The following is a 20067-nucleotide window of genomic DNA, read 5'->3' on the forward strand; positions in this document are numbered from 1 at the left end:
TTCGACTGCGGAGGTGGCCGAAGCGCTAAGGTCATGATCAACTACCTCGCGGACACCACCGGCGGGTCAGCCGAACCGCCGCTCGCACAGTTGGGTGAGGTAGAGGGGTTGCGTGTGCAACCGGTCGATCCCGGCCCGCCGCCGGCGAAGGTCGACCTGACTCTCGGACTCGCCGAGACGAACACCGTCGACGGGACGGTCATCGCCGGCGAGATCGACTACGCCGCAGGGCTCTTCGATCCGGAGACGGTCGCCGTGTTCCGCGACGTCTTCCATCGCATGGTCGATGCGATCACCGCGGACGTCCCGACCGCCACGGTTCTGGGTGAGATCGATCTGGTCACCGACGACGACCGTCGTCGACTCCGCTCTCCGGATGCACCGGGCGTCGTCGTCGATCCCGCCGGGCGACTCCTGCCGCCGCGGATCCCGGGTGAACTGCGTAGGTCCGACGAGACGCCGGTCGATTCCTCGACCGGACTGCTCGCACGGTGGCTGGAAGACGGTGGGGGACCGCGGATCGAGGTTCTCGGCCGCCTCTACCGTCAGGTCCGGATCGGTGGGTTGCGGGTCGATCTCGACCGGGTCGAGAGGATGCTCGCCGATCTCGACGGTGTGCGGTCGAGCGGCGTCGTCTCCATACCGGGCGCCGCCGGTGTCGAGATCCACGGTTGGGTGAGCGTCGACGCCGACATCACGGCGGACGATCTTCGTCGAGCTGCCGTGGAAAGCATTGCCCCGCATTGTGTTCCGTCGACGCTGACGATCGTCGACGAGATCCCGGTCGATGACGACGGACGGCCCGATCATGCGCGGATGTCGACGATGATCGGCACTGCCGCTCGCGATGCGGGTGTCCCGGAGCGGCCCGAGGCGCCGGTCGGGGAGTGGGAGGTGCTCGTCGCCGAGTGCATGTCCGGAGTCACCGGCGTCCCGGTCACGACCGCGGTCCAGGGATTCTTCGATGTCGGCGGAACTTCACTGTCCGCGGTGCGGCTCGTCGCGGAGCTCCGCCGCCGCACCGGCCTTCCGGTCGAGGTCGCCTGGGTGTTCGCCGGGCCGACTCCTCGCGATCTCGGTGCGCGGCTGGCCGCACACCGCGACCCGGAACGCGCCGGTGGCCCCACCGCTGCGGCAAACGGCGGCGTCGTCGTGCCGCTGCGCCGGGAGGGATCGCGGAACCCGGTCTTCTGTGTGCATCCCGCGGACGGGCTGGCGTGGTTGTTCGGTGGCCTCGCACCCCACCTCGACGACCGGCCGGTGTACGGACTCCAGGACCCGTACGTGGTGGCCGGCGACCTCCCCGACGCCACCGTGCACGACCTGGCCGTGCGCTACGTCGACGAGATCCGGCGCATCGCCCCCGACGGCCCGTACCACCTCGTGGGTTGGTCGATCGGCGGTCTCATCGCGCAGGAAATGGCCGTCGAACTGCGTTTGCGCGGTGCGGAGGTCGGCGTTCTCGGATTGCTCGACAGCTTCCCGGCCGACGATGCCGAGCCGGCGACCGGCTGGACCGACGACGGGGAGATGTCGCTGGACATCGATGCGCGTGAGCTGGCCGCCGAGCTGCTCGGCGGCTGGCGAGCGGTCATCGACGTGGACGAGCTCGTCGACCCCGCCCATCCGGGGTCCGTCGCGCCGGAGACCATCGCGGCCGCGATCCGGGACAAGGCCATCGGACTCGGCCTGCTCGATGCGGAATCCTTCGACCGGATGCTGCAGCGTATGACGAGTTCTGCGGAACGCGCCATCGCCCACCGGCCGCGACCCTACGACGCGATGCTCGTCGTCGCCACCGACGGCGAGGAGGACTCGACCGACGAGGCGCCCAACCGCTGGGCGCACCATGTGGGGGGGTGACATCACCCGCATCGACATCGACACCGACCACCTCGGGATCGTCGGCAGCGAGGCGCTGGCGGAGTTCGGTCCGCGGATCGACGCGGCGCTCAGCGACGCGGAGTCGCGACGCCGGTGACGGCCGGCAGGTCGGCGAGCACCTTGGGAAGAGGGTCGCCGTGGACGACCACGAGTCGCTGCGTCGCGCGGGTCAGTGCGACGTACAGATCGCTGAGACCCCGCGGTGACTGCGCGATGATCGCGGCGGGTTCGACGACGATCGTGGTGTCGAACTCGAGACCCTTACAGGTCCGGACCGTGTAGACCTTCGGGGTCTCGACGTCTGTCGCGTCGAATGCGTCCGGGTCCAGCGCGGCGTTCACCGCATCGAGAAGGGCGTCCGGGACGACGACCGCCGTGAGTCCCTGGGGTTCGGCCAGGTCGACGGCACGCAGGACACCGGTCGCGATGCTCTGCGCATCCCCGGCATCGGTCACCGGGATCGCGACCGGCTCGACACCGTTGCTGCGCAACGAGGTCGGCGAGGTCTCGCCGTTGCCGATCTCGTCGAGGACGCGCGCGGCGTAGGTCATGATCTCGCTGGGCGTCCGGTAGTTCACCGACAGTTCCTTGAACTGCCAGCGCTTGGCGACGTAGGGCTCGAGCACGTCACCCCACGACCAGGTGCCCGCCTCGTCGGAGGTCTGTGCGGTGTCACCGATGATGGTCATCCACCGGTTCGGGATGCGGCGCATCACCATCCGCCACGCCATCGGCGAGAGCTCCTGTGCCTCGTCGACGATCACATGGCCGAAGGTCCAGGTGCGGTCGCCGTAGGCGCGTTCGGCTGTGGTGGCGCGCCGGGTCTCGGTCTGGCGCGACGCCAGTTGTTCGGCGTCGATCAGGTCATAGGCCATCAGGATCTCGGGATCGAGCTCGTCCTCGAGATCCTGTGGGGCCGAACCGGTCAGGATGTCGAGTGCGTCCTGGGCCTCGGCGAGCCGGCGACGCCAGCGGGCGCGCTCGGCACGTTCGGCGTCGTCGGTGCCGTACCCGATGAGTTCGGCCAACTCGTCGAGCAGCGGCACGTCGGCGGGGGAGAAGTCGTCCCCGGTGGTCGAGTACGTGCGCGGTTCACGCAGCAGGGCCGCCCGGTCCGCGTCGGACCAGCCGGGCGTGGCCTTGCGGATCGCACGCTCGTCGGTGAGCAGCTCGCGCAACATGTCCTGCGGAGTCAGTGTGGGCCAGTATTTCAGCAGCGCCGCGCGGATGTCGGGGTCGCTGCTCATGTCGTCGCGGATGTCGGAGATGTCGGCGGGGCTCAGGAGCTGGGAACCGTCGAGCAGACTGGAGCCGATGGTCGAGGCGTGCCGCGCCGCGAGTTCGGCGAGACCGGCCTTCAGGAAGGCCCTCTGGGACTGGTTGTGTGCACGCCGGGTCGCACGGGCCTTGGCACGCGCCGCCTTGATCAGGGCGGAGTCGATCTCGACCCGATAGCCGTCGAAGTCCACCGGTTCGGGACGGGACGGCAACGACTGCTTCGCGCGCACAGCGCGTTTGAGGACGTCGACCATCCGGAGCCCGCCCTTGACTCCGGCGGTGAACCGCGGGTCCTCGCTCCGTGCCCGGACGCCGGGGAACAGGTCGCCGATCGTCGAGAGCAGGACGCCGGATTCGCCGAGCGACGGCAGGACCTGGCCGATGTAGCTGAGGAAGTCGTCGTTCGGTCCGATGATGAGAATGCCACTGCGTGAGAGGATCTCGCGGTGTGTGTACAGCAAGTACGCGGCACGGTGCAGCGCGACGGCCGTCTTGCCGGTGCCCGGACCGCCCTGGATCACCGTCACACCGCGGTGTGTCGACCGGATGATGAGGTCCTGCTCGCGCTGGATGGTCTCGACGATGTCGGTCATCTCGCCGGTGCGCGCCGCGTTCAGGGCGGCGACGAGAGCGGATTCGTTGACGACGTCGCCGTGGCCGAAGTCGTCGAGCAGGGCGTCGCCGGCGGTCAGTGATTCGTCGCTGACCCCGCGGACCCTGCGGCTGCGGGTCCGGATGTGGCGACGGCGGGCGACGTCCTCGGGGGCGGCCGGCGTGGCCAGGTAGAAGGGGCGTGCGAGTGGGGCCCGCCAGTCGAGCAGCAATGTCGCGTCGGTCGCGGTGTGGTCGTGTGTCCCGTCTGCTCCCAGACCGTCGTCGAGGACACCGATGCGGCCGATCCGCCGGATCTCGCCGTCGTCGAGGTCGAGGCGGCCGAAATACAGGTTGTGTTCGGCGGCATCGAATTTCGCGAGATCCTCGTTGTACATCCGCTCGTAGGACTCACGTTCCGACCGTGCCTGCGGGGTTCCGCCGCGCTCGCTCAGGGTCGACGACAGGCGCCGCTGGGTCGTCTGCCGCATCCGGTCGAGACGGCCGTACACCCGGTCGAGGTGCTCCTGTTCCTCGCCGATCCGAGGGTCGGTGTCGGTGTCTGGGGACAAGGCGGTCACGCCACACCTCCGCGCGCGTCGACGGGCCACCCCGACCGTGCCAGCCCGGCGTCCTTGATCAGCCCGGTGATCCGTGCCGCGTGGTCCGCAGTCGCCAGTCGCGCGCAGACCTGTGGCGTCGAACCCTGAAGGGCGGGATCGTGCAGGTGCTGGTCCAGCCATCCGACGACGCGTGCCTGGCTGCCGAACGGCAGCGGCGTTCCCGTCGCGGGGTCGGCGAGGACTCCGTGACGCGACACGTAGATGTCGAACTCGTCCGGAGTGGCGGGACCGTCGTGGGGCAGCCGAGGGTCACCGAGAATGAGGGGATGGTCGTGCGTGTTCACTGTCCGTCGATCGTAGTTGGGTTCGGTCAGGTCGAGCGCCTCGGTCTGGAGCGGTGACAGCCAGGCCGCCACCGTTTCCCATGTGCCGTGAGCTGTGCGAACAGGTGCCGCAGGGATGTATCCGCGGACTGCGACGTGGGCGGAGTGACCGACTGTGATGTTGGCGACCCGCACACGCCGGAGGTGGAGGAGGGCGGCAGGGTCGAGGTGCCCGAGTTTGCGGCGGAGGACGCTCGGCGCCGCGTTCGAACCGACCGCGACCACCAGACGCGTACCCGGAGGCGGGAGCGACGGGACGTGATCGACCACAACGGACGCGGACACCCAGGGATAGTTCTCTGGAGGGTGTGCCGCGTCCGCGTGGTGATCGGTGGTGGTCAGCGTCGTACTCGCATCCGGCTACCGGGCAGGACGGTCAGCCGCGCGCCTTGCGCCAGCGCTTGCGACCTTCGTCCGCGGTGTGCGAGGCGGTTTCCTCGGCGGCGGCCGCGAGTTGCCGTGCGGACTCGGCGAGTTCGGCCGAACGGGCGCGGGCGAGATCGGCGAACTCGGCCGAGCGGTCCCGGGCGAGTTCGGCGAGTTCGGCCGAGCGGTCCCGGGCGAGTTCGGCGATCTTCGGCGCGTTCTTCTTGGCCTGCTTCTGGGCTTTCTCCGCGCGCTTCTGCGCTTTCTTCGCCAGCTTCGGGCCCCGCTTGCGGGCGGTCTCGGCCAATTCGGACGAACGATCGAGTGCTGCGTCGGCCAAGGTCGACGAGCGCACCAGCGCGGCGTCGGCCAGTACGGGTGCTCGATCGCGAATGCGATCGGCGACGACGGCCGCGGTGTCGGCGGCCCTGTCCGCGATCTCGAGCGAACGCTTCTGAGCAGCTTCAGCGAGTTCGGGGGCGTGCTCGCGGAACTTGGCCGCCGCCTCGGCGGACCATTCCGCGGACCGCTCGGACAGCACGTGGGCACCCTTGCTCAGCAGCTCGCCGGCCTCGGCCGACCGTTCTCCGACGACCTCGGCACCCTCGTGTGTGCGCTCGACGAGCGAATCCCAGGTCGAATGTCCGGCGGTCGCGCCGATCGGGAGCGCCGCGGCGACGGCACCGGCCTTCTGCCGGCCGCGCCACGCGAGCGACGGCTTGCCCTCGGTGTCCACCGCGGCCAGCAGCACGCCGCCGAGCAGGCCGACGTTCTTGATGAATGCGTCGCGCTGGGCTTCCTTGCGGACCGGGTCGGCCTCGTTCCAGAAGTCCGTACCGGCGGCCGTCGTCGGGATCAGCGTGCCGGCCAGGACAACCGAGGCGAGACGCGGGAACTTGCCGGTCGCCAGCAGGATGCCACCGCCGATCTGCGCCGCCGCATTGATCTGGACGAGGGTCTCGGTGTTCTCCGGGACCTTGTCCGCGACCTCCGGCGGCAGGGCGGTGCGTGCCTTGTCGACGAGAGGCGCCGCGGACTGCGCGATCGGTTTCGGGCTCCGGATGGCGTCGACGCCACTGGCGACGAACGCAGACGCGAGGAGCGGGCGGGCGATACGGCGGAGAATCATTCGGTCACAACCTTCTTCGATCGAGTGCGGTTCGAGATCCGTCGGGGTACAGCGCGTTTCTGGCCTGATCAACGCTACCCGCCCTCCGGATCCATGCAGGTGAATCGACTCTTCGTGATCCGTTCGGGAATTTCGGGATCCCGGGGGCACGTTTGGCAGAGCGCTTCGAGAACCAGGTATCCGGAGGGGGCGGGGCTCAAACCCGGCCGTCCCGACTTGACGCCAAACCCACCCCTTTTTCGATGAAGCCACCTCCCTGGCCGGGGGTGGAAATATCGAAAAATGGTGGGTTTGCGGGTGGGACCGGGACCGGCCTACCAGCGGCGCTCGCGCCACTCCGGCACCGAGGCGCGTTCGGCGCCGAGAGTCGTGTCCTTGCCGTGCCCCGGGTAGACGACGGTCGAGTCGCCGAAACGGTCGAACAGCTTGGTGGAGACGTCCTCGATGAGGGTGTCGAAGTCCTCGGGCTTCCAGGTCTTGCCGATGCCGCCGGGGAACAGGCAGTCGCCGGTGAACAGATGGACCGTGTCGCCGTCCGACCCCGTGTCGGTCAGGGCGAGCGCGATCGAGCCCGGGGTGTGGCCGACGAGGTGGATCGCCTCGAAGCGGAGGTCGCCGATCTCGATCACGTCCCCGTCGTCGACGAGACGATCCGGGGTGACCGGGAGTTCGGGGGCGTCGAACCGGCCGGCGGCGGTGGGCACTCCGGTGTGCTGGGCCACTGCGGCCAGTGCCTGCACGTGATCGTGGTGCTGATGGGTCGTGAAGATCAGGGCCGGCTTCCCGCCGATGGCGTCGAGTGTGGCGATGATCGTGTCCGCGTCGTTCGCGGCGTCGATGATCAGCTGGTCGCCGGTGGCCTTCGAGGTCACCACGTAGACGTTGTTGTCCATCGGACCGACGGACAGTTTGACGATGGTGGCCGAGCCGAGGGTGCGGCGCTGCGGGGTCTTCGACCCGGAGAGATCGCCGGTGTAGGAATCGCTGATCGGTGTCGCTGAGGTCATGCGGCAAGGCTATGACACCGCGCGGCCGATGTGTGACGCTCGCGACGGTCGGACCATCCCTGCGCGCGGGTATCGTGGACTATCGGTCCGATGGTGTATGGCGCGGATGGCGAGACCGATCGTCCGGCTCTCGGACCACGAATCCCATCCGGGCCGACGCTTCCGGAACAGTTTTGTCGGTGCCTGTCGTTACGGTGCCCATGCGCCACCCGTGCGCCCCGGTGAGTTTGAGAAGACTCTGACTCGAGAAGAAACGTTAGGACTGCAGTGGTTGATCGTCTGATCGTCCGAGGTGCCCGCGAACACAATCTTCGGGGCATCGATGTCGACCTGCCCAGGGACAGCCTCATCGTGTTCACCGGGCTGTCGGGATCGGGTAAGTCGTCCCTCGCCTTCGACACGATCTTCGCCGAAGGTCAGCGTCGTTACGTCGAGTCCCTCTCGGCCTACGCCCGGCAGTTCCTCGGCCAGATGGACAAGCCCGACGTCGACTTCATCGAGGGACTGTCGCCTGCGGTCTCGATCGATCAGAAGTCGACCAACCGCAACCCCCGTTCGACGGTCGGCACCATCACCGAGGTCTACGACTACCTCCGGCTGCTCTATGCCCGCGCGGGTAAGGCGCACTGTCCGATCTGTGGCGAGGCGATCGCCAAGCAGACCCCCCAGCAGATCGTCGACCAGGTGCTCGCCATGGACGAAGGCACCCGCTTCCAGGTCCTCGCACCGGTGGTCCGCACCCGTAAGGGCGAGTTCGTCGACCTCTTCGCCGAACTCCAGACGCAGGGCTTCTCCCGCGCCCGTATCGACGGCGTCGTGCACCAGCTCACCGATCCGCCGAAACTGAAGAAGCAGGAGAAGCACGACATCGAGGTCGTCGTCGACCGCCTCGTCGTGAAGGCAAGCGCCAAGCAGCGTCTCACCGATTCGGTGGAGACCGGTCTGCGTCTCGCGGACGGCATCATCGTGCTCGACTTCGTCGATCTCGAGGAAGACGACCCGAATCGCGAGCGCCGGTTCTCCGAGAAGATGGCGTGCCCCAACGCCCACCCGATCGCCATCGACGACCTCGAGCCGCGGTCGTTCTCGTTCAACTCGCCTTACGGTGCGTGCCCGGAGTGTGACGGCCTCGGCATCCGCAAGGAGGTCGACGAGGAGCTCGTCGTGCCCGACCCCGAGTTGACCCTGTCCGAGGGTGCGGTCGCACCGTGGTCGACGGGCCACAACGCCGACTACTTCCTGCGCCTGATGTCGGGTCTCGCCGACCAGATGGGCTTCGACGTCGACACACCGTGGAAGAAGCTGCCGGTGAAGGCGCGTCGCGCGCTGCTCAACGGCAGCGACCACCAGGTGCACGTGAAGTTCCGCAACCGCTACGGACGCACCCGCTCGTATTACACCGAGTTCGAAGGTGTCATGTCGTTCCTCGCCCGGCGGATGGACCAGACCGAGTCCGAGCAGATGAAGGAACGCTACGAGGGGTACATGCGCGACGTGCCGTGCCCCGCCTGCCAGGGTGCGCGTCTGCGTCCCGAGATCCTCGCCGTCACCCTGAACCACCCCGAGTACGGCCCGAAGTCGATCGCCGAGGTCTGTGCGCTGTCGGTCGCCGAATGCGCCGACTTCCTCGACAACCTCCATCTCGACGAGCGTCAGGCCGCGATCGCCAGCCGCGTTCTCAAGGAAGTACAGGCCCGCATCCGCTTCCTGCTCGACGTCGGCCTGGAATATCTGTCGCTGTCGCGTGCGGCCGGGTCGCTGTCCGGCGGCGAGGCACAGCGCATCCGTCTCGCGACGCAGATCGGGTCCGGTCTCGCCGGCGTCCTGTACGTCCTCGACGAGCCGTCGATCGGTCTCCACCAGCGTGACAACCGCCGGCTGATCGAGACCCTCACCCGCCTCCGCGACCTCGGCAACACGCTGATCGTCGTCGAACACGACGAGGACACCATCCGCGCGGCCGACTGGATCGTCGACATCGGCCCGCGCGCCGGTGAACACGGCGGACACGTCGTGCACAGCGGCAGCTACAAGGATCTGCTGAAGAACCGCAAATCGCTGACCGGTGCATATCTGTCGGGCCGGGATTCGTTGCCGATCCCGGAGATCCGCCGGCCGATCGACCGCAAGCGTCAGCTGACCGTCGTCGGCGCCCGTGAGCACAACCTGCGCGGGATCGAGGTGTCGTTCCCGCTCGGGGTGATGACGGCGGTGACCGGGGTGTCCGGCTCGGGTAAGTCGACCCTCGTCAACGACATCCTCGCGACCGTGCTCGCCAACAAGCTCAACGGCGCACGACAAGTCCCCGGGCGCCACACGCGGATCAAGGGACTCGACAACCTCGACAAGCTCGTGCAGGTCGACCAGTCGCCGATCGGTCGCACCCCGCGCTCCAACCCGGCGACCTACACCGGCGTCTTCGACAAGATCCGCACGCTCTTCGCGGCGACCACCGAGGCCAAGGTGCGCGGCTACCAGCCGGGCCGGTTCTCGTTCAACGTCAAGGGCGGTCGCTGTGAGGCCTGTACCGGCGAGGGCACGATCAAGATCGAGATGAACTTCCTGCCGGACGTGTACGTGCCGTGCGAGGTGTGTCACGGCGCTCGCTACAACCGGGAGACCCTCGAGGTCCACTACAAGGGCAAGACCATCGCCGAGGTCCTCGACATGCCGATCGAGGAGGCCGCCGACTTCTTCGAGCCGGTCACCTCGATCCACCGCTACCTCAAGACCCTCAACGACGTCGGTCTCGGATATGTCCGTCTCGGACAGCCTGCGCCGACGCTGTCGGGTGGTGAGGCGCAGCGCGTGAAGCTGGCCGCCGAGCTGCAGAAGCGGTCGATGGGCCGCACGGTCTACATCCTCGACGAGCCGACCACCGGCCTGCACTTCGAGGACATCAAGAAGCTCCTCGCGGTGATCAACGGGCTGGTCGACAAGGGCAACACGGTGATCACCATCGAGCACAACCTCGATGTCATCAAGACCGCGGACTGGGTCATCGACATGGGTCCCGAGGGTGGCAGCGGGGGTGGCATGGTCGTCGCCGAGGGCACCCCCGAGGACATCGCGGTCGCCCCGGGAAGCCACACCGGCAAGTTCCTCGCCGAGATACTCAAGGTCGACGAGACGGTCGCGTCGGCGGGCTGACACCCCAGAAAAATCGCCACTTCCGTTGCAGCAGCCCTACTTACAGTCAGCGCTTCTGGAACGGAAGTGGCGATTGTGCTCTGTCTGGGGGAGCGGGGCTCACTTGCCCATCGACTTACGGATCTCCTCGAGGCGCTTCTTGGCGGCCTCGTCGCGCTTGCGCATCATCTCGTCGACGCTCTGCCCCTCGGCACTCGCCTCGGCGAGTTCCTGGGAACCGATCGCGGTGGTGATGCGGTTCTCGATCTTGTCGCGGACGAAGTCGAAGGTCGGGACACCGCTGTCGGTGTAGTCGGGGTCGGGGAGAGTCCCCGGCACCGGGCCCGTGTGCACGACCTCGGCGTCGACGATGTCGTCCGTCTCGGCCGGCTTGTCCTGATCCGTCATGTGACCAGGGTACGGCGTGTGGGCTTCGACGCGGTGCCTCGCTGCGCTCGGTACCGGCTCAGCCGGCGGGGCTCGGTGTCGTCTGCGCTCGGTACCGGCTCAGCCGGCGGGGCTCGGTGTCGTCTGCGCTCGGTACCGGCTCAGCCGGCGGGGGCTACTTCTTCGGAACCCGAACCGGGCCGGTGTACTTCTCGCCGGGGCCCTCGCCGGGCTCGTCGGGGTAGGCGCTCGCCTCCCGGAAGGCGAGCTGGAGGCCTTTCAGGCCGTCCCGGATCGGTGCGGCGTGGATGCCGAGGTCGGCCTTCGACGCGTCGACGAGGCCGGCCAGTGCGGTGATGAGCGTGCGTGCCTCGGGCAGGTCGATCCGGTCCTCGGGGGTGCCCTCGGCCAGGCCGAGCTTCTCGGCGGCGGCACTCATGAGCATCACGATGGAACGGGTGATGACCTCGATCGCCGGAATATCTCCCAGGTCACGGATGTTGTCGAATTCGGTGTGTGCCGCATCATCCGTGTCGGCGCCACTGCCCGTCGCACCCTCCTGGGGTATCGGTGCTGGTGACGAATTGGGGTTCTCGGCCATGGCTGTTAGACTCCCATAGCACGACCGCCCTGGTATGCGCCGGGGTCGTAAGTGGAGTTCCGCTCCCACCGTTCGACGCAGTGCTCGCCTCGCGAGATCACCGCAGTTGCACGGTCCGGTTCACGCCGATCGTCGCAGATCGCATCCTCGTCGATGCGACCGCAGATCGGCAATGCTGTGCCCCTGAGGTGCAGCGCGAAGAATCGGTCGGTATCGGAGCCCCGCGGACAACAGTCCCGGGGCTCGTTTGCTGAGGTTTGCGCTGGTTCTCCTGCACACGACCCTCGCCACGACGCGACGGTTACCACTGCAGGATTGAACAAGGAGGCCCCATCAGCACTGAGACCCGCATCAACGAGCGCATCCGCGTCCCTGAGGTCCGACTCGTCGGACCCAACTCGGAGCAGGTGGGCATCGTGCGTGTTGAAGATGCGCTTCGCTTGGCCTACGAGGCCGACCTCGACCTGGTCGAGGTGGCTCCGGACGCCCGTCCGCCGGTCTGCAAGATCATGGACTACGGCAAGTTCAAGTACGAAGCGGCCCAGAAGCAGCGCGAATCGCGTCGCAATCAGCAGATGACCGTCATCAAGGAGCAGAAGCTCCGCCCCAAGATCGACGACCACGACTACGAGACCAAGAAGGGTCACGTCGTCCGGTTCCTCGAGGCGGGGTCAAAGGTGAAGGTGACCATCATGTTCCGCGGCCGCGAGCAGTCCCGTCCTGAGCTCGGCTACCGCCTGTTGCAGCGCCTGGGTAACGATGTCGCCGATTACGGCTTCGTCGAGACCTCGGCCAAGCAGGACGGTCGCAACATGACGATGGTTCTCGCCCCGCACAAGGGCGCGAAGACCCGCCAGAAGGCGCAAGAGAGCCGCGAACGTTCCGGCGGCCCGAAGAACGCGCCGGACGAGAGCTGAGCCGATCGGCCGGACGCGGGTGCATGCCCCGTCCCGGCCGAGATCACGAGAAGTGAACCCGGATTCCAGCCGGACCTGATCAGGTTCGGCTGCCCGAGTTCGCCCGACAGAAGGAAAGACATGCCAAAGAGCAAGACCCACAAGGGCACCGCGAAGCGGTTCAAGGTGACCGGCAGCGGCAAGATCGTCCGCCAGAAGGCCAACCGCCGCCACCTGCTGGAGCACAAGCCCTCCAAGCGGACCCGTCGTCTCGACGGCACCACCGTCGTCAGCGAGAACGACGCCCCCCGCATCAAGCGCCTGCTGAACATCTGACGCGCGCGAACCCGGACATCTGACAAGCAAAAGGATCTAACACATGGCACGCGTGAAAAGGGCAGTGAACGCCCAGAAGAAGCGTCGGTCCACCCTCGAGGCCTCGAAGGGCTACCGCGGACAGCGGTCGCGCCTCTACCGCAAGGCCAAGGAGCAGCAGCTCCACTCGATGACCTACGCCTACCGGGACCGTCGCGCCCGCAAGGGTGAGTTCCGGAAGCTGTGGATCGCGCGTATCAACGCTGCGGCCCGCGCCAACGACATCACCTACAACCGCTTCATCCAGGGCCTCAAGGCCGCTGGTGTCGAGGTTGACCGCAAGGTGCTCGCCGACATCGCGGTGACCGATCCCGAGGCCTTCACCGGCCTGGTCGAGGTCGCTCGCAAGGCCCTGCCGGCTGACGTCAACGCCCCGGCTGCCTGATTGCGCCACACCACACACGACCCGCGAGTCGCACGACGGATGATCCGATGACGGAGATCCTGTCCGAGCGATCCTCGCGGGTCGTGTCGTATGCCAAGCTCCATCGCGCCGCCGAGCGGCGCGACCAGGGGCGTTTCCTCGCCGAGGGGGCCAACTCGGTCGGCTCGGCCCTCGCTGTCGACCGAGCCGAGGTCGTGCTGGTCGCCGACGAGGAGCGTCTTCGGCACCGTGAGCTCACCGACGCCGCGGCGGCCGCCGGCGTCCCGGTCCTCGTGATCTCCGAGCGGGCGGCGTCGAAGCTCGCGGAGACATCGACCCCGCCCGGGATCTTCGCGGTCTGTCCGCTCCTCGACGTGCCGCTCGAGAGCGTCCTCGCCGACGAGCCGAGGATGCTCGCGATCGCCGTCGAATCGCGAGAGCCCGGCAACGCCGGCACCCTGATCCGATGTGCCGACGCGATGGGCGCCGACGCGGTCGTGCTGCTCGGTGACGCCGTCGACCCCCACAACGGCAAATGTGTCCGTGCGAGCGCAGGGTCGGTGTTCACCGTGCCGGTGGTTCGTCACCGTGCCCTGACCGAGGGACTCGACGCCATCGCAGGGGCCGGTGTCACGCTGCTCGCCACCGCCGCCGACGGCGAGGTGAACCTCGATCACGCCGCCGAGGTGCTGTCCGGCCGGGTCGGCTGGCTGTTCGGCAACGAGGCCCATGGCTTGCCCGCCGACATCCAGGCCGCTGCCGACCACCGGGTGTCGATTCCGATCCGCGGTCGCGCCGAGAGCCTGAATGTGGCCGCCGCGGCGGCGATCTGCCTGTACGAGAGTGCGCGCATCCACAGTGCGGTGGGTCGCGGCTGACAGCTGTCCCAGGCGGCCGGTAGGGTCGGCGATCGTGTCAGAAACTGTGCCACCCGCGTCCGTGCCCCCATCCGAGTCCGCTCCCGCAGCCCCAGCCCAGTCGGCTGCCGCGCAGTCGGATGCCGTCACCCCGCAGACGGTGCCTGCCCCCGACCCCGCGGTCGTGAACGCGCGCATCGCGTCGGCAATCGCCACCGAACTCGGCGTCGGCGTCGGACAGGTCCGGGCCGCGATCGAACTGCTCGACGGCGGATCGACGGTCCCGTTCGTCGCGCGGTACCGCAAAGAGGTCACCGGCGGGCTCGACGACACTCAGCTGCGCACGCTCGACGAGCGTCTCGGATACCTGCGCGACCTCGAGGCCCGGCGGCAGGCGGTTCGTGAGTCGATTGCCGCCCAGGGCAAGCTCGACGCCGAACTCGACGCACGGATCCTGGCCGCCGACACCAAGGCACGCCTCGAGGACATCTACCTGCCCTACAAGCCCAAGCGGCGCACCAAGGCCCAGATCGCGCGCGAGGCCGGGCATGAACCGGTGGCCGACGCGCTGCTGTCGGACCCGATGACCGACCCGTCGACGTTCACCGCCGAGCAGCTCGACGGCGCTCGCGCGATCGCCGTCGAACGTTTCGCCGAGGACGCCGACCTCGTGGGTGAACTGCGTGAACTGATGTGGCAGACCGGCGTGCTGCGGACCACCGTTCGCGAGGGCAAGGAATCGGCCGGCGCCAAATTCGCCGACTACTTCGAGTTCTCCGAGCCCTTCACGTCGATCCCGTCGCACCGCGTGCTCGCTGTCCTGCGCGGCGAGCGTGAGGAGATCCTGTCGGTCACCCTCGACGCCGACCCGGAGGCCGCGGATCGCCCGGCCGGCCCGGGTCCCTACGAGCAGCGCATCGCCGCGCGTTTCGGGATCTCCGATCAGGGCCGTCCGGCCGACCGCTGGCTCGCCGACACCGTCCGCTGGGCGTGGCGCACCAAGCTGTTCGTCGGACTGTCACTCGACGTGCGGATGCGTCTGCGTCAGGCGGCCGAAGCCGACGCGGTGGCCGTCTTCGCCACCAACCTCAAGGACCTGCTGCTGGCCGCGCCCGCGGGCGCCCGCACCACCATGGGCCTCGATCCCGGCCTGCGCACCGGTGTGAAGGTCGCCGTGGTCAACGACACCGGCAAGGTCGTCGACACCGCCACCATCTACCCGCACGAGCCGCGTCGCGACAAGGCCGGCGCCCTCGCTGTGCTGGGTGCGCTCGTCCAGAAGCACGGCGTCGAGCTGATCGCGATCGGCAACGGCACCGCGTCCCGCGAGACCGACGCGCTCGCCGGTGAACTGATCGCGGCCATCAAGGACTCCGGCAAGAAGCCGCCGACCAGCGTCGTGGTCTCGGAGGCCGGCGCGTCGGTGTACTCGGCGTCGGCGTATGCCTCGAAGGAACTGCCCGACCTCGACGTGTCGATCCGCGGTGCGGTCTCGATCGCGCGCCGCCTGCAGGACCCGCTCGCCGAGCTGGTGAAGATCGATCCCAAGTCGATCGGCGTCGGCCAGTATCAGCACGACGTCTCCGAGACGCTGCTGGCCCGGTCGCTCGGCGCCGTGGTCGAGGATGCGGTGAACGCGGTGGGTGTGGACGTGAACACGGCATCGGTACCGCTGCTGTCCCGTGTTTCCGGTATCACCGCCGGGCTCGCGGAATCGATTGTCGCGCATCGTGACTCGAACGGCGCGTTCCGCAGCCGCAAGCAGATCACCGATGTGCCGCGACTCGGACCCAAAGCCTTCGAGCAGTGTGCCGGCTTCCTCCGGATCACCGACGGCGACAACCCCCTCGACGCATCGAGCGTCCACCCCGAGGCCTACCCGGTCGTCACCCGGATTCTCGACAACGTCGGCACCGACGTCCGCTCGCTGATCGGCGACACCGCCACCCTCACCAAGCTGCGTCCCGACGACTTCGTCGACGAGACGTTCGGCCGTCCGACCGTCATCGACATCATCGCCGAGCTCGACAAGCCGGGTCGTGACCCGCGCCCCGAGTTCAAGACCGCGACCTTCGCCGCAGGCATCGAGAAGGTCTCCGACCTCACGCCCGGCATGGTGCTGGAGGGTCAGGTCACCAACGTGGCGGCCTTCGGTGCCTTCGTCGACGTGGGCGTCCACCAGGACGGTCTGGTTCACGTGTCCGCGATGGCGCACCGCTTCGTCTCCGATCCGCACGAGATCGTGAAGTCCGGCGACATCGTGAAGGTGAAGGTCATGGACGTCGACGTCGAACGCAAGCGGATCGGACTGTCGCTGCGTCTCGACGACGAGCCCGGCACCGGAAACTCGGGCAAGGGTGGCACCCGCGCGCCGCGCCCTGACAACCAGCAGGGCAACCGTGGCGGTGGGCAGGGACGTCGCAACGATCAGCGTGGCGGTCAGGGTGCTCAGGGTGGTCGCGGCAACCAGGGCAACCGCGCCGGCGGCAACCGCAACGACCGTCGCCCCGCACCGAGCGGTGCGATGGCCGACGCCCTCAAGCGCGCCGGCTTCGGCAAGTAGCTCCCGACATCGCTTCGGTCCCGGCACGCTTCAGTGCCGGGACCGTGGCCTTTCAGCCGGCCTCGGCGCCCACGACGCCGTCCAGGAAGTCGATCAGGCCGCTGCTCAGAACGTCGTTGTCGTCGCCGCTGACCATGTGGCCCGCGCCGGTGACGTCGATGTAGCGGGCACCGGGGATCAGTCGGAGTAGCTCGCGCACGCCGTCGTCGCTCACGACATCGGACTGTTTGCCCCGGATGAGCAGGGTCGGGACCCGTACCGCCCGGGCGGCCTCGCGCGCACGTTCCTCCCGCTCGGCGGCTGTGTGCTCCATGTTGTCGTGCGATGCGAGCATCCGCGGATCCCAGTGCCAGTACCAGCGTCCGTCGCGTTCCCGGAGATTCTTGCGCAGGCCCTCGATCCGGGGCGGGCGGCTCCGGTGCGGGTTGTAGGCGACGACGGCGTCGAGGGCGTCCTCGAGACTGTCGAAGCCGTCGAGTCCGTCGCGCATGAAGCCGGTGATCTTGGCGATTCCCGCGGGTTCGGCGGTCGGGGTGATGTCGACGAGGACGAGCGCCCGTGCGATCGACGGGTCGGCACCCGCGGCGTGCAGCGAGGCCAAACCGCCCATCGACGCGCCGACCAGCACCGGTGTCTCACCCAGGTCGTCGACGATCTGCCGCAGGTCACGGGCGTGCGCGTCGTGGCTGTAGTCGCCGTCGTCGGCCCAGTCGCTGTCTCCGTGGCCGCGGGCGTCGATCGTCAGCGCCCGCCAGCCGTGCTCGGCGAGGCGGGCGCCGGTGCGCTGCCAGGAGTGCCGGGTCTGTCCACCGCCGTGCAGCAACAGGGCGGTGCCGGTCGGCGTGCCGGAGGGCTCCCAGACATCGGCGGCGAGTCGGATGCCGTCGCCTCGGAGCTGGGTGATAGTTGATTGCTTCACCTTTCTGTCTCTACCGTGGTGGCGGCCGATGGTAAAGCTTTTCGGCGGCACGTGATGCGTGCCACAGGCGCCCGGAGGTTGCGGGGATCACCGACCCCGGCTGAGTAGTTCTGCTCAGGTCGAGGGCCACGTACCCGGCGAGACTCGATGAATGCTCACGACCTCCCGCCGCCGGACAACCGGCGGACCGACCAGTCTGCCGACCCCACACGAACTCGCGGCACTCACCGGGGACCGGGATCGGGTCGTCGACCTCATCCGCATCTGCTCGCTGCTGGTGGTCGTCGCCGGCCACTCGATCATGCTCACCGTCGACACATCCGACGGCGCGATCCGTCTCGGCAACACACTCGGCGACGTGCCGATCCTGCAGCCGGCCACCTGGCTGCTCCAGGTGCTGCCGTTGTTCTTCTTCGCGGGTGCCGCCGCGTCGACGCACGGGTGGATGTCGCGTGCTTCCCACGACCACCCCACTGCCGGGCACTGGCTGTTCACCCGCGTGCAGCGACTGCTGCGTCCACTCGTCTGGTACCTCGGCGCCGTGCTGCTCCTGCTGGCCGGACTGACGACCGCCGGCCTCCACGCCGCGGCCGACGTCGTCGCGCGACTCGGCGTGCAGCTGCTCTGGTTCCTCGGTGCGTATCTCCTCGTGCTGGCCGTGGTCCCGCTGCTGCAGCGGATCCGCACACCCTTCCACGTGATGATCGCGCTCGGAACATGCTGGGGGAGTGCAGCGGTCATCGACGTGATCCGTTTCGCCGACGGCCCGTCGTGGCTCGGCTATCTGAACTTCCTCACGGTGTGGACGATCCCGGCCGTGCTCGGCGTCGCCTACGCCAAGCGCATCCTTCGTCCGGTGACTGCCGCGGCGGTGGCGACAGGTGTGCTGATCCTCGACGTCGGGCTCGTGTACCGGGGTCCGTATGAGGTCTCGCTCGTCACGGTGCCGGGGCAGCAACTGTCGAACATGAGCCCGCCCAGCCTGCTCCTCGCCGGTCACGCGATCGTGCTGTGTGCGGGCGCGATCGCCGTGCGAAGGATGCTGGCGAAGATCGCCGACCGTCCGCGGGTCTGGTGGTGGGTCGTCCTCGGCAACCGGGGTGCGATGACGCTGTACCTCTGGCATCTGCCGGTGCTCGCCGCGATCATCGTGTCCGGCGCGGTGACGGGCGCAGACCGTGCCGATGTGCACTCCGCGTCGTTCCCGATCATCGTCGGTGCCCAGACGATGCTGCTCCTCGCGCTCATGGTGCCCGTCGTCGCGGTGCTGTCGCCTCTGGAGAACCGGCCGCTCCGGTGGTGGGACGATCCGGTCGCCGGGCGATCCGGACGCGCGCGTGACCTGGCCCTGCTGGCGGTGCTCGTGTGCCTCGGCATCGCTGTTCTGATGGTGTCGCGGTACGGCCTGCTCGGCGACGGCATCGGGTGGCTGATCGCCGGGATCGGATGTGCGACGACCGCTCGTGTCCTCGCTCTTCGGCCGTCCAGTCCGCGCGGAGCGGACACGGTTCCCGGAGACCACGCCTCCCTGCAGGTCAGCGCGTCGCGGCGGTCGACTACCCTCGATGAGAGTCATCGCCGCCGTCGACGGTCGCCTCGAGCCGGTTTCCGCGCCCGACCGGCCCTCCGCGTCACGACGACACCGTCCATCCACCGACCCATGCATGAGGAGCTCGCCGACCGTGGCCACTTCCGCCGACGAAACGGTATTCCCCGGACCCGACGACCTCGAGGCGGCCGCGGCGTCGGCCGTCGAGGCCTTCGATGCGGCGGCCGACCTCGAGCAGTTGTCCGCGGCGAAATCCGCGCACCTCGGTGATCGCTCGCCGATCGCCCTGGCCCGACGCGCACTCGGCAGCCTGCCGAAGGACCAGCGCTCCGAAGCGGGCAAGCTCGTCAACCAGGTCCGTGGCCGGGTCACCGCGTCGCTCGAGTTGCGCACCGCGGTCCTCGAGGCCGAGCGCGATGCGGCGGTCCTCGTCGCCGAGTCGGTCGACGTGACCCTGCCCAGCGGTCGACGCCCGGTCGGTGCGCGCCATCCCATCACCGTGATCGCCGAGCAGGTCGCCGACGTCTTCGTCGGCATGGGCTGGGAGATCGCCGAGGGGCCCGAGGTCGAGACCGAACACCACAACTTCGACGCCCTCAACTTCCTGCCGGATCACCCGGCGCGGTCGATGCAGGACACCTTCTACATCGCACCCGAGGGTTCGCGTCAGGTGCTGCGCACCCACACCTCACCGGTTCAGGTGCGCTCGATGCTCAACCGCGACCTGCCGATCTACGTGGCCTGCCCGGGGCGTACGTTCCGCACCGACGAACTCGACGCCACCCACACCCCGGTCTTCCACCAGATCGAGGGTCTCGCCATCGACAAGGGCCTCACCCTGGCGAACCTGCGCGGCACCCTCGAGACCTTCGCCCGGGCGCTGTTCGGGCCGGAGACCACCACCCGGATGCGCGTGTCCTACTTCCCGTTCACCGAACCGTCGGCCGAGGTCGACGTGTGGTTCCCCGCCAAGAAGGGCGGGCCCGGCTGGGTGGAGTGGGGCGGCTGCGGCATGGTGAACCCGAACGTACTGCGCGCCAGCGGGATCGACCCGGACGTCTACTCCGGTTTCGCATTCGGCATGGGGCTGGAGCGCACTCTGCAGTTCCGCAACGACATCTCCGACATGCGCGACATGGTCGAGGGCGACATCCGGTTCACCCTCCCGTTCGGTCCGGCCGCCTGAGCGGCGCGACCCCTCCAGACTCCTCACGACGCGACGAAAG

The 20067-nt window shown here is 68.5% G+C and carries 16 protein-coding genes and 1 pseudogene; 10 read left to right on the forward strand and 7 right to left on the reverse strand.

The window, feature by feature from the left end; translation table 11 throughout:
* Positions 1-33 precede the first annotated feature (33 nt).
* Both GOAMI_RS14785 and GOAMI_RS23515 read left to right on the forward strand, forming a co-directional pair.
* Positions 34-1863 carry a thioesterase domain-containing protein gene (locus tag GOAMI_RS14785; protein WP_006437348.1) on the forward strand — a complete coding sequence of 610 codons (1830 nt, stop codon included), beginning with the start codon at positions 34-36 and terminating at the stop codon, positions 1861-1863.
* Entirely contained in the window at positions 1850-1981 is a 132-nt protein-coding gene (locus GOAMI_RS23515) for a hypothetical protein (protein WP_255219197.1), read from the forward strand. The genes GOAMI_RS14785 and GOAMI_RS23515 overlap by 14 nt, the downstream gene beginning before the upstream one ends.
* Here the strand turns inward: GOAMI_RS23515 and GOAMI_RS14790 are convergent.
* From GOAMI_RS14790 to GOAMI_RS14805, 4 genes are all read right to left on the reverse strand, one after another.
* Positions 1953-4334, reverse strand: a complete 2382-nt coding sequence (locus tag GOAMI_RS14790) for a HelD family protein (RefSeq protein WP_006437349.1) — start codon at positions 4332-4334, stop codon at positions 1953-1955. The genes GOAMI_RS23515 and GOAMI_RS14790 overlap by 29 nt on opposite strands.
* Positions 4331-4984 (reverse strand): hypothetical protein, encoded by a 654-nt coding sequence (locus GOAMI_RS14795; protein WP_006437350.1) that lies wholly within the window; start codon positions 4982-4984, stop codon positions 4331-4333. Before GOAMI_RS14795 ends, GOAMI_RS14790 begins: the two co-directional genes overlap by 4 nt.
* Before the next feature lie 91 nt (positions 4985-5075).
* Entirely contained in the window at positions 5076-6194 is a 1119-nt protein-coding gene (locus GOAMI_RS14800) for a DoxX family protein (protein ID WP_006437351.1), read from the reverse strand.
* 314 nt (positions 6195-6508) lie between these two features.
* Positions 6509-7201 carry an MBL fold metallo-hydrolase gene (locus GOAMI_RS14805; RefSeq protein ID WP_006437352.1) on the reverse strand — a complete coding sequence of 231 codons (693 nt, stop codon included), beginning with the start codon at positions 7199-7201 and terminating at the stop codon, positions 6509-6511.
* Positions 7202-7468: 267 nt separating this feature from the next.
* Here GOAMI_RS14805 and uvrA point away from each other — a divergent pair, with 267 nt between their 5' ends.
* Positions 7469-10351 carry an excinuclease ABC subunit UvrA gene (uvrA, locus tag GOAMI_RS14810; protein ID WP_006437353.1) on the forward strand — a complete coding sequence of 961 codons (2883 nt, stop codon included), beginning with the start codon at positions 7469-7471 and terminating at the stop codon, positions 10349-10351.
* 99 nt (positions 10352-10450) lie between these two features.
* Here uvrA and GOAMI_RS14815 read toward each other — a convergent pair whose 3' ends face one another.
* Together GOAMI_RS14815 and GOAMI_RS14820 are read right to left on the reverse strand one after the other, a co-directional pair.
* On the reverse strand, positions 10451-10738 hold the full coding sequence (locus GOAMI_RS14815) for a hypothetical protein (protein ID WP_006437354.1): 288 nt from the start codon (positions 10736-10738) through the stop codon (positions 10451-10453).
* 154 nt (positions 10739-10892) lie between these two features.
* Entirely contained in the window at positions 10893-11318 is a 426-nt protein-coding gene (locus GOAMI_RS14820; RefSeq protein WP_006437355.1) for a DUF1844 domain-containing protein, read from the reverse strand.
* A 314-nt stretch (positions 11319-11632) separates the two neighbouring features.
* Here GOAMI_RS14820 and infC point away from each other — a divergent pair, with 314 nt between their 5' ends.
* The 5 genes from infC to GOAMI_RS14845 all read left to right on the forward strand — a co-directional run bounded on the left by infC (position 11633) and on the right by GOAMI_RS14845 (position 16373).
* The gene (infC, locus tag GOAMI_RS14825) at positions 11633-12235 is read left to right on the forward strand and encodes a translation initiation factor IF-3 (protein WP_085950459.1); all 603 of its coding nucleotides are present in this window, start codon (positions 11633-11635) and stop codon (positions 12233-12235) included.
* A gap of 120 nt (positions 12236-12355) precedes the next feature.
* Positions 12356-12550, forward strand: a complete 195-nt coding sequence (rpmI, locus tag GOAMI_RS14830; RefSeq protein ID WP_006360758.1) for a 50S ribosomal protein L35 — start codon at positions 12356-12358, stop codon at positions 12548-12550.
* Between the two features lie 43 nt (positions 12551-12593).
* On the forward strand, positions 12594-12974 hold the full coding sequence (gene rplT, locus GOAMI_RS14835; protein WP_005178731.1) for a 50S ribosomal protein L20: 381 nt from the start codon (positions 12594-12596) through the stop codon (positions 12972-12974).
* Positions 12975-13021: 47 nt separating this feature from the next.
* A complete protein-coding gene (locus GOAMI_RS14840; protein WP_006437357.1) occupies positions 13022-13831 on the forward strand; it encodes a TrmH family RNA methyltransferase in 810 nt (269 codons plus the stop codon).
* Between the two features lie 46 nt (positions 13832-13877).
* Positions 13878-16373, forward strand: a complete 2496-nt coding sequence (locus GOAMI_RS14845; protein ID WP_006437358.1) for a Tex family protein — start codon at positions 13878-13880, stop codon at positions 16371-16373.
* A gap of 52 nt (positions 16374-16425) precedes the next feature.
* Here the strand turns inward: GOAMI_RS14845 and GOAMI_RS14850 are convergent, their stop codons facing one another.
* Positions 16426-17292 carry an alpha/beta fold hydrolase gene (locus tag GOAMI_RS14850; RefSeq protein WP_006437359.1) on the reverse strand — a complete coding sequence of 289 codons (867 nt, stop codon included), beginning with the start codon at positions 17290-17292 and terminating at the stop codon, positions 16426-16428.
* 151 nt (positions 17293-17443) lie between these two features.
* Between GOAMI_RS14850 and GOAMI_RS14855 the strand changes: the two are divergent.
* Together GOAMI_RS14855 and pheS are read left to right on the forward strand one after the other, a co-directional pair.
* Positions 17444-18877 (forward strand): annotated as a pseudogene (locus GOAMI_RS14855) (acyltransferase family protein); the annotation flags it as partial.
* A 97-nt stretch (positions 18878-18974) separates the two neighbouring features.
* Entirely contained in the window at positions 18975-20027 is a 1053-nt protein-coding gene (pheS, locus tag GOAMI_RS14860) for a phenylalanine--tRNA ligase subunit alpha (protein ID WP_040004873.1), read from the forward strand.
* Positions 20028-20067: the final 40 nt, after the last annotated feature.

It is taken from the genome of Gordonia amicalis NBRC 100051 = JCM 11271 (assembly GCF_000332995.1).
Taxonomy (GTDB): Bacteria; Actinomycetota; Actinomycetes; order Mycobacteriales; family Mycobacteriaceae; genus Gordonia; species Gordonia amicalis.